Raw genomic sequence first — 9,986 nt, 5'->3', positions numbered from 1 at the left:
TAACAAAAAAGAGAGCTCCTAGGGGCTCTCTTTTTTGTTGCGGTTTTCTTGATTATCAACGGTCTACATACATCCCATCATAATATTTTTGATAATTGCCAGAAGTGACATTTTCTAGCCATTTTTGATTATCCAAATACCATTGCACGGTTTTCTCCAGTCCTTCTTCAAATGTAACCGAAGGTTTCCAGCCCAATTCATTCATCAGCTTGGACGGGTCAATGGCATAGCGCAAATCATGGCCGGCACGGTCGGTGACGTAAGTAATCAACTGAGCCGATGTTCCTTCGGGCCTTCCCAATTTCTCATCCATCACTTTACACAGCAGAAATACCAAATCCAGATTTTTCCACTCATTGCAACCACCAATATTATAGGTTTCGCCATTTACACCTTCATGGTAAATCAAGTCAATGGCGCGTGCGTGGTCTTCGACGTACAGCCAATCCCGAACATTCTCACCTTTTCCATAAACGGGAAGCGGCTTGTTGTTCTGAATATTATTAATCATCAATGGAATCAGCTTTTCGGGAAAATGATTGGGTCCGTAATTGTTGGAACAATTAGAAATCACCACGGGCAATTTGTACGTGTTATGGTACGCCCGCACAAAATGGTCAGAAGAAGCTTTCGATGCTGAATACGGCGACCGTGGGTCATAGCTGGTGGTTTCCACAAAAAACTCCTTCGGGTCGTGAAGCTCTCCGTAGACTTCGTCGGTCGAAACGTGATAAAAACGTCGCCCTTCCTCTTTTCCTTTCCATGCAATACGAGCTGCATTGAGCAAATTTACCGTGCCAATCACATTGGTCATCACAAACGCCATGGGGTCAGAAATAGAACGGTCGACGTGCGACTCGGCCGCCAAATGAACAACCCCCGTAAAGTCATGCGTTTTGAAAAGTTCATCAATAAACGCCGCGTCTGTAATGTCCCCTTTTACAAACGTATAATTGGGTTGGCTTTCTATATCCGTCAGGTTAGCTAAATTACCAGCGTAGGTAAGGGCGTCTAAATTGACAATTTGGGTGGTGGGATAGCTCGTTACAAACCGTCGTACCACATGCGACCCAATAAAACCAGCTCCTCCCGTTATAAGTATTTTTTGCATAGTTGTTGAGAATAAAATTCAGATCTTCTAAAGCTTTATATAAACTATTTGCGTGTTGCTAATTTTTGCTCCCAACGCCATGCATCCCGCAGTGAATCTTCCAGGGATTTTTCGGTTTGCCAATTCATCACTTCCCGCGACTTATCAACTTGGGCATAAATCTGTTCCACATCGCCCGGGCGACGCGGCCCAATGCTGTAATTTAATTTGACATTATTTACTTCTTCAAACGTTTTAATCAGTTGCAACACCGTCACGCCCTCTCCTGTACCAATATTAAATACATCATAGAAGTTTTCTTCCTGCACACCCGCCAGCAATTCCAACGCTTTTACGTGCGCTTTGGCCAAATCGACCACGTGAATAAAATCACGAATGCAGGTACCATCAGGAGTATTATAATCACTGCCAAAAACGGTCAATTTTTGACGCAAGCCCGCCGCAGTTTGGGTAATGTAAGGAACCAGATTGCTCGGAACTCCGCGTGGCAACTCCCCTATTTCGGCCGATTCGTGGGCGCCCACGGGATTGAAATACCGCAACGCAATGGCCTTCATGGCGGGCTTCGAAAAGATAAAATCACGGATGATATCTTCGCATATTTTCTTGGTGTTGCCGTACGGCGAAGCCGCTTCCTGACGCGGCGTAGCTTCTGTTACGGGCAGATGGTCGGGTTGACCATAAACCGTACATGAAGAAGAAAAAACAAAATTATGTACCCCATACTCTTTCATTAATTTTAATAAAAGAACAGTAGTACCAATGTTGTTTCCGTAATAAAGAAGCGGATTCTCGACCGATTCTCCCACGGCTTTGTTGGCCGCAAAATGAATTACTCCCCCAATTTTTTCCTTTTCAAAAAGCGCACGCAACGCGGTTTCATCGTTGCAATCTGCTTTGTAGCAAACAACTGGCTTACCAATTATTTTTTCGAGGCCTTCCAATACTTTTTCCTCTGAATTGCTAAAATTGTCAATGATGATAGGTTCAAAACCCGATTTTTGTAATTCAACGACTGTATGTGAGCCAATAAAGCCCGCCCCGCCTGTGACTAATATTTTCATATATTGAGCAAAAAGTGAGTAACAAAACTATAAAATTTGGGCGCTGAAAAAAAATTGTTTTTATTTATCGCCAACAACGCCAAATCATACCGTATGACAGAGCAAGAAATCAAAGCGCTGGTTTCGCTACTCGACGACGACGACAAGGAAGTATCTCGTTTGGTTGAACGCGAAATTCGGCAACAGGGAGGCAAAATCATTCCTTTTTTAGAGAATGAATGGGAAAGTGCGGGCTTTAGCCCCGACGTACAGCGAAAAATAGAGGAGTTGATTCATGAACTTCAATACGTATTGACCCTCGAACGCTTGACCAATTGGTACAACGGCGGAGCTGTCGACCTCTTGGAAGGGTTGTGGATTGTGGCTACTTATCAGTATCCTGACCTTTCACTGGAAAAAATTCGCGCAGATTTTGAACAGTTTTATTACGAAACTTGGCTTGAATTTAAGACTGATATGCACCCAATCGACCAAATTCGGGCGCTAAACCACGTCTTTTTCTCAAAATTAAAGTTTGGCTCCAATACCAAAAATTTTCATTCGGCCGGCAACTCCATGATTAACGTGGTGTTGGAAACAAAGAAAGGGAATCCGATTTCCCTTTGCTGTATCTACATGATTATTGCGCAGAGGCTCAATATGCCCGTTTACGGTGTCAATTTGCCCAATCTATTTGTTCTGACTTACAAACAGGACTCGATTCAGTTTTACATCAATGTGTTTAACAAAGGGCTGGTGTTTATGCGCTCAGACATTGACCACTACATTGCCCAGCTGAATCTAAAATCCAACGAGACGTTTTATCAACCTTGCAGTAATCTTGACATTCTCAAACGCGTGCTTCGTAATCTGACGCTGGCGTTTGAAAAAACGGGAGATACCGACAAGGTCAATGAAATAGAAAAAATGGCCTTAATTCTGAATGAACCTTTGCCTGAATAAATATACAATATCTATTAAATAGCCACGACCCCGCAGAAATCCTCCACCCAAAACCGATGCAACTGATGCAATTGTTGTTGAGTTTCAGGGTAAGTAATAGCGCCTCTCAAATACGAATCATTTTCTTTGTAAGGTTCGACAAAAATGTGATTTTTGAAGTTAAGCCGCCGGACACCGTCCAGTTTATACAAGGCCTCTTTGGCGCACCAGTAGGTTACTAATTTTGGAAGCTCCATCTGCGCCTCCAACTTTTCATTTTCTGACAAAAACTTAGGTGCTACACGGGCCAGTTTGTCAGCCATGCGTTCCATGTCAATTCCGAGCGGTTTGGTAGGGTGCAACGTAACCCCTACGTACTTAACCGTATGCGTGATAGAAATCTCGGCGATTCGGTGTCTTAAATGGGGTTTTCCGTATTCATCTTTTACCATTCCTTCATACGGCCAGCCCTTACTTTCCACCAACAATTGCATAACATATCGTCCCGTCAACCACTCTAATTGTTTTTGGGGGTGAGAAATGGTTTTGAATTCATCCCACTCTTCGGCCTCCGCCACCACGTTCTGAAGCAACACCTCGGGAGTCTCGGCAATTTCCCAAACTAAAATTTCACAGTCATCAAAAACTGTCCATTGACGAACCAGCGGCATTATAAAGGAGTTATCAAGTACTTATTCATTGTAATTCGTAAATATAGCCCGTAATTTTATACTTATCCAACCTCAGGTCGGGAGTTCATTTATGCCATGACGAAAATTCAAGTTCAAAAAATAGATACGTTTTCGGGGCACCGAGATTGTGTTTACGCCCTCCAACCTGCCCTCCAACCGCACCATTTTTTCTCGGCAGCGGGCGATGGTCTGGTCGTACATTGGGATTTGACCCGTCCAGATTGGGGAGAAGTGGTGGCTCAAGTGCCCGCTTCGGTATATGCTATGGCGTATGACTCGGTTCAGAACCAACTGTGGGTAGGGCAAAACTACGAAGGAATTCAACGAATTGCACCGTATGAAAAGCAGGTTGTATCATCCATTCGCCTGACCTCTACTACCATTTTTGATATTCAATTCTTTGAAAATCAGGTATTTATTGGACTTTCTGACGGCGTAGTGTTAATCATGGACAAAGACCAATTTGCGGTCCGTAAACACCTGAAAGCTTCTAACCAAAGCGCCCGTTGTATCAGCATCAACCCTCACACCCGCGAGCTCGCGGTGGGGTACAGTGACCATACAATCCGGATATTTGGCCTCGACGACCATGTATTACATTATACCTTAGTAGCACACACCAATTCGGTGTTTACGATACAATATTCTCCCGACGGGCGATTTTTAATTTCTGGTAGTCGGGATGCGCACCTCAAAGTATGGGATGTATCCGAAAAGTACAGGCTGCATCAGGATGTTGTAGCGCATCTTTTTGCCATCAATCACGTTGTTTATAGTCCCAATGCGCAATGGCTGGCTACTTGCAGCATGGACAAATCTATTAAAGTATGGGACGCCACTACCTTTAAGTTACTCAAAGTCATCGACCGCGCTCGACACGCGGGGCACGGCACATCCATCAACAAACTTCTTTGGTCAACGTTTGATAATCAGCTGATTTCGGCCAGCGATGACAAACGAATTTCGGTGTGGGATATAAAAAGTTCGTAAATTTGTGTTTTGAACGGTTTTCGTTCATCGTTCCAATCGACGAAATACTCTCATTTACAGCCATGCAAAAATTCTTTACGTTATTGCTCCAAGCCCTCAAAGGCGAAGAACAGGAATACACCTCTGGAAGTATTAATCGCGCTATTTTTCTGTTATCAGTTCCCATGATTTTGGAAATGGTCATGGAATCTCTGTTTGCGGTAGTAGATGTATTTTTTGTTTCCAAAATCAGCACTGATGCTATCGCAACCGTAGGTCTTACGGAGTCGGTGCTTACGCTTGTGTACTCCGTTGCCATCGGTCTAAGCACCGCAGCCACGGCCATTGTAGCAAGGCGGGTAGGCGAAAAACAGTTTATTGAAGCTGGTCACGCGGCCGCGCAGGTCATTCTGGTTTCGCTGGGGCTGGGAATAGCCATGGGACTTGGCGGTTTTTTTGGGGCTGAGGCCATTTTACGCGCTATGGGAGGCTCTCCAGCATTAATTTCTTCTGGGTCTGATTTTACAAGAATCATTTTTGCGAGCAGTCCCGCCATTATGCTCCTTTATACGCTGAGTGGGGTGCTACGTGGCGGCGGAGATGCCGCCGTTGCCATGCGTTCTCTCTGGATTGCCAACGGCATCAATATTTTGCTTTGTCCTCTATTTATTTTTGGTTGGGGGCCCGTGCCTGCGTTTGGCGTGGCAGGCTCAGCGATGGCAACCACCATCGGCCGTACGGTGGGCGTATTGTACCAATTAAATGCGCTGGCCAAAACCACCGGAACCATTCAAGTATTGGCTACCCAATTTAAAGTCAATCTTGCCATCATTCGTAATTTACTGAGCGTAGCCGCGGGTGGAACAGGTCAGTTTTTGATTTCCTCCGCGAGTTGGGTATTTCTGACGCGCATCCTCTCTGATTTCGGTCCGAGCATTGTTGCAGGGTATACCATTGCAATCCGTATCATTGTGTTCACAATTTTACCTTCGTGGGGTATGGCCAATGCCGCCGCCACACTGGTAGGTCAAAACCTCGGAGCCAACAAGCCCGACCGCGCCGAAGCCTCAGTGTGGCGGGCAGCTTTTTTGAATTTTCTTTTTCTAGCCGTCATTGCACTCGTCTTTTTCATTTTTTCCCGCCCCATTATTTCTTGGTTCAACGCCGACCCGGTAACCGTCAATACGGGCGTCAATTGCTTACGAATCGTTTGCTTGGGCTACCTGTTTTTTGCCTATGGGATGGTCATCAGTCAATCATTCAACGGCGCTGGCGATACCCTTACGCCTACGCTGATGAACCTATTTTGCTTTTGGGCCGTCGAAATTCCGCTGGCATACATTCTCGCAAAACAACTCAAGATGGGCCCGGAAGGCGTTTATACTTCCGTTGCTTTCAGTGAATCATTGCTGGCTGTAGTCGGAATTGTGCTTTTTAAACGCGGAAAATGGAAAAATAAGAAGGTCTAATACTCAAATTCAACTGGTTGACCAGTTTTGAATCCCTGATAATTTACCTAACTTTGCTGCCCTATTTCTAGTCGTCAACTATAAATCAGGGCCTTATCATTATTTTTTTTATTACTTACTGATTTAGCAAAGAAACGACTCAATATCCCTTGTAATGAAAGATCAAATTGACCGTACTAAACTCCCTCAACACATTGCCATTATCATGGATGGCAACGGACGATGGGCCAAACAACGCGGCGCAATGCGGGTTTTCGGACATCGCAATGCCATCAAGGCAGTACGCGAAGCGACCGAAGGTTGTGCAGAGCTGGGAGTTGAATACTTGACCTTATATGCCTTCTCGACCGAAAACTGGGGCCGCCCAGAAGCAGAAGTACGGGCACTGATGGAGTTGTTGGTTCATACCATTGCGGATGAATTACCTACATTGCAAAAAAACAATGTCCGACTCAATAGCATTGGCGACATCGAGAGCTTGCCTAAATCCTGTCAGCGTGAACTTCAGGAAGCCATCGATAAGACAAGCCAAAACACTGGTCTTAATTTGATTTTAGCACTCGGCTACAGCGGAAAATGGGATATTGTTCAGGCTACCCAACAGCTTGCCCGCGAAGTAAAGGCAGGAACGCTGCGCCCTGAAGACATTACCGAAAACCTACTGAACTCCAAGCTTTCGACCCTCGATCGCCCCGAAGTAGACCTGATGCTACGGACAGGAGGCGACCACCGAATCAGCAATTTCCTGTTGTGGCAATTGGCCTATGCAGAGCTCTATTTTTATGACGATGTATTTTGGCCTGACTTTCGCCGTAACCACCTGCACGAAGCTATTTTGTCTTTTCAGCAGCGGGAACGTCGATTCGGAAAAACCAGCGAACAGATTCTGAGCGATGCGAAATAAAGCCGTACTTTTATCGTTATACCATTTTGGATAAAAATGCTCTTTACGACGGATTTCTACCCTTGTTTTTCTTACTTTATCAAACTCGAAACACGTACAATCAAAGCAATTATAAAGAATTGATACCGAACCGTGAGCGCAAGAATTGTGTACCTACCTATGAAAAATTTTAACCGCCCCGGCCGCTTAGCAACTTTTGTGGTCGTTTTTCTATGCACTGTAGTATCAGCAATGGCCCAACAATTGGGTCTTGGACAACGTACTACAACCGCGCCCGTCGAAGATGCCGTTAGTTATGCCAATCCCAAAGAGCTCGTCATTGCTGACATCGTTGTGACAGGAAATCAATTTTTGGACCCCAACTCCATGATTTCAATGTCGGGGCTGAAAATTGGTGATAAAATCAAAGTCCCCGGAGATGCCATCACTGGCGCCATCAAAAAATTGATGGACCAGAAAATCCTCGAAGATGTAGAAGTGCTCTACCGCAAGATTGAAGGCGACCAAATCTGGCTTGAGCTTCATATTAAAGAGCAGTCGCGCTTATTTAAAGTAACCTACGACGGAATCCGTAAAGGAGAGCAGGAATCCCTTAACGACAAAATTAAACTTCCCAAAGGGCGTATTATTTCCAACACGATGATTAAAAACACGCAGTTGGCCGTGAAACGCTTTTTTATGGACAAAGGATTTTTGAACGTAAAAGTACGCATTGCCCAAATTACGGATTCTACCCGGGGAAATGCAACCCTGAAAATATTTGTTTCTAAAGGACCCAAAGTCAAAATTCGTCAGATTGTTTTCAACGGACGCACTGAGATTTACGAACAGAAGCTACGCAACAAAATGAAAGGCACCAAGCAAATGCGCTTCGGGCGTTTGTTTACACCTTCTAAATTTATCCCCAAAAAATACGACGAGGACAAAGAGAAACTCATTGAGCTTTACAACAAGAACGGTTTCCGGGATGCCACGATTGTTTCGGATTCAATCATCCAAAATGCCGACGGCAAAACCATTGATTTGGTCATGAACATTGAGGAAGGGCCTCGTTACTTTATCCGTAATATAACTTGGGAGGGGAATTACCTTCATTCAACCGAGATTTTGAATAAAGTATTTGGGTTGAAAAAAGGAGATATCTACAATCCTGAAGAAATCCAAAAACGCCTTGAAGCCAATCCTGGGCAGGACGTAAGCTCACTTTATATGGATGATGGCTACTTGTACTACAACTGCCGTCCCGTTGAAAAATCTATCGAAGGAGATTCGATTGACGTCGAAATGCGGATTTTTGAGGGCAAACAGGCCACCATCAATAAGATTATCTTAAACGGAAACACCAAAACCAGCGACCACGTCGTAATGCGCGAGCTATTTACGTTGCCGGGCCAAAAATTCAGCAAAACGGAAATTATCAACACGCAGCGCCAGCTTTCACAATTGGGTTACTTTGATGCGGAAAAAATTGGTATTCAGCCTATTCCTCACCCCGAAGATGGCACCGTAGATATTGAATACACCGTAGAAGAAAAACCAAGTGACCAAATTGAGCTTTCTGGCGGTTGGGGTGGATTTATCGGATTTGTAGGTACGTTAGGATTGGTTTTCAACAATTTCTCTACAAAAAATATCGGCAATCTGAAAGCTTGGAAGCCCCTACCTTCCGGCGACGGGCAGAAATTGGCAGTACGTTTCCAAGCAAGTGGGCGTCAATTCCAAACGTATTCGATTAGCTTTACCGAACCTTGGCTAGGCGGTAAAAAACCCGTAACCTTTGGAATAAACCTCAGCCGTACCGTATATCGTACCGTTGATTATTCTAATTTTTATACCCGCTCAAACAGCAGCGCCTTAAATTTCTTGGGTTCTTACAAAAACACGGGTGTTACGGTTTCTCTCGGAAAGCGTCTTAAAATCCCAGATCGTTATTTTGTGTTGAGTTCGGCATTGTCTTATCAGCGCTACCGAATGGATAGCCTTGACTTGTTCGGAATCGGTTATCCTAACGGGGTTTCAAACAACTTAACGCTTAACCTGACGTTATCGCGCAACACTATTGACAACCCGCAGTTCCCACGTGGAGGGTCTTCGTTCTCTTTGAGCGGAACCTTTACCCCTCCTTATTCGGCACTTACAGGCAAAACTAGTTTTGATACCAAGGAAGCACAGTATAAATGGGTAGAATACCATAAGTGGATGTTTGACGCCAGTTGGTTCCAGACCGTAGCAGGCAAATTAGTACTCAGTACCCGTGCCCATTTAGGCTTTTTGGGTAGATACAACCAAAATCTTTCCATCAGTCCTTTTGAGCGATTCGTGCTGGGAGGCTCAGGGTTGGCAGGTTATGGGATGTTTGCGTTGGCACAGGATATTATCGGTTTACGTGGGTATGCTGACCGCGCTCTTGTTCCAATCTATAACCGTTTAAGTACAACTGACGCCTCTCAAACGACTGGTGCCACCAACACGGGAGTGGCATCAAGTCTTGGAGGGGTTGCATACAGTAAATACGTCATGGAGCTCCGCTACCCTCTCTCACTCAACCCTTCGGCTACCATTTTTGGTTTGGTATTTGCCGAAGCAGGCAACAACTGGGGAACCGATGCGCCGCAGAAAAAATACAAAGATTTCAATCCGTTTGACCTTAAACGTTCTGCCGGGGTTGGAGCACGTATATTTATGCCTGCTTTTGGTCTTATCGGTATCGACTGGGCGTATGGATTTGATCCGCTACCAGGGCAAACCAAACGTAGCGGGCCCCAATTCCACTTTACGATTGGACAACAACTTAGATAAAAAAGCAGATTTTGGATACCGGGCGTTGAAAAAGAGAAAAAGCGATGCCTATTATCC

General features: G+C 44.9%; 8 protein-coding genes. 5 read left to right on the top strand and 3 right to left on the bottom strand.

Going from position 1 to position 9,986, the window contains the following annotated elements; all coding sequences use genetic code 11:
• Window positions 1-55: 55 nt before the first annotated feature.
• Window positions 56-1,111 (bottom strand): dTDP-glucose 4,6-dehydratase, encoded by a 1,056-nt coding sequence (gene rfbB / locus DR864_RS20595; protein WP_114068741.1) that lies wholly within the window; start codon window positions 1,109-1,111, stop codon window positions 56-58.
• Between the two features lie 44 nt (window positions 1,112-1,155).
• The gene (gene galE / locus DR864_RS20590; protein ID WP_114068740.1) at window positions 1,156-2,175 is read right to left on the bottom strand and encodes a UDP-glucose 4-epimerase GalE; all 1,020 of its coding nucleotides are present in this window, start codon (window positions 2,173-2,175) and stop codon (window positions 1,156-1,158) included.
• Between the two features lie 93 nt (window positions 2,176-2,268).
• Between galE and DR864_RS20585 the strand changes: the two genes are divergently transcribed.
• Window positions 2,269-3,117 (top strand): transglutaminase-like domain-containing protein, encoded by an 849-nt coding sequence (locus tag DR864_RS20585; RefSeq protein WP_114070387.1) that lies wholly within the window; start codon window positions 2,269-2,271, stop codon window positions 3,115-3,117.
• Between the two features lie 14 nt (window positions 3,118-3,131).
• On the opposite strand, the gene DR864_RS20580 is transcribed toward DR864_RS20585, so the two are convergent.
• The gene (locus tag DR864_RS20580; protein ID WP_114068739.1) at window positions 3,132-3,767 is read right to left on the bottom strand and encodes a 4'-phosphopantetheinyl transferase family protein; all 636 of its coding nucleotides are present in this window, start codon (window positions 3,765-3,767) and stop codon (window positions 3,132-3,134) included.
• A 96-nt stretch (window positions 3,768-3,863) separates the two neighbouring features.
• Between DR864_RS20580 and DR864_RS20575 the strand changes: the two genes are divergently transcribed.
• The 4 genes from DR864_RS20575 (at window position 3,864) to bamA (ending at window position 9,929) form a co-directional block, all read left to right on the top strand.
• On the top strand, window positions 3,864-4,778 hold the full coding sequence (locus DR864_RS20575) for a WD40 repeat domain-containing protein (RefSeq protein WP_114068738.1): 915 nt from the start codon (window positions 3,864-3,866) through the stop codon (window positions 4,776-4,778).
• A 62-nt stretch (window positions 4,779-4,840) separates the two neighbouring features.
• Window positions 4,841-6,226 carry an MATE family efflux transporter gene (locus DR864_RS20570; protein ID WP_114070386.1) on the top strand — a complete coding sequence of 462 codons (1,386 nt, stop codon included), beginning with the start codon at window positions 4,841-4,843 and terminating at the stop codon, window positions 6,224-6,226.
• 154 nt (window positions 6,227-6,380) lie between these two features.
• Window positions 6,381-7,130 carry an undecaprenyl pyrophosphate synthase gene (uppS, locus tag DR864_RS20565; protein ID WP_114068737.1) on the top strand — a complete coding sequence of 250 codons (750 nt, stop codon included), beginning with the start codon at window positions 6,381-6,383 and terminating at the stop codon, window positions 7,128-7,130.
• A 159-nt stretch (window positions 7,131-7,289) separates the two neighbouring features.
• Window positions 7,290-9,929 (top strand): outer membrane protein assembly factor BamA, encoded by a 2,640-nt coding sequence (bamA, locus tag DR864_RS20560; RefSeq protein WP_114068736.1) that lies wholly within the window; start codon window positions 7,290-7,292, stop codon window positions 9,927-9,929.
• The last annotated feature ends 57 nt before the right edge of the window (window positions 9,930-9,986 follow it).

Source organism: Runella rosea (assembly GCF_003325355.1).
Classification (GTDB): Bacteria; Bacteroidota; Bacteroidia; order Cytophagales; family Spirosomataceae; genus Runella; species Runella rosea.
This window is presented reverse-complemented; position numbering and strand designations above follow the sequence as displayed.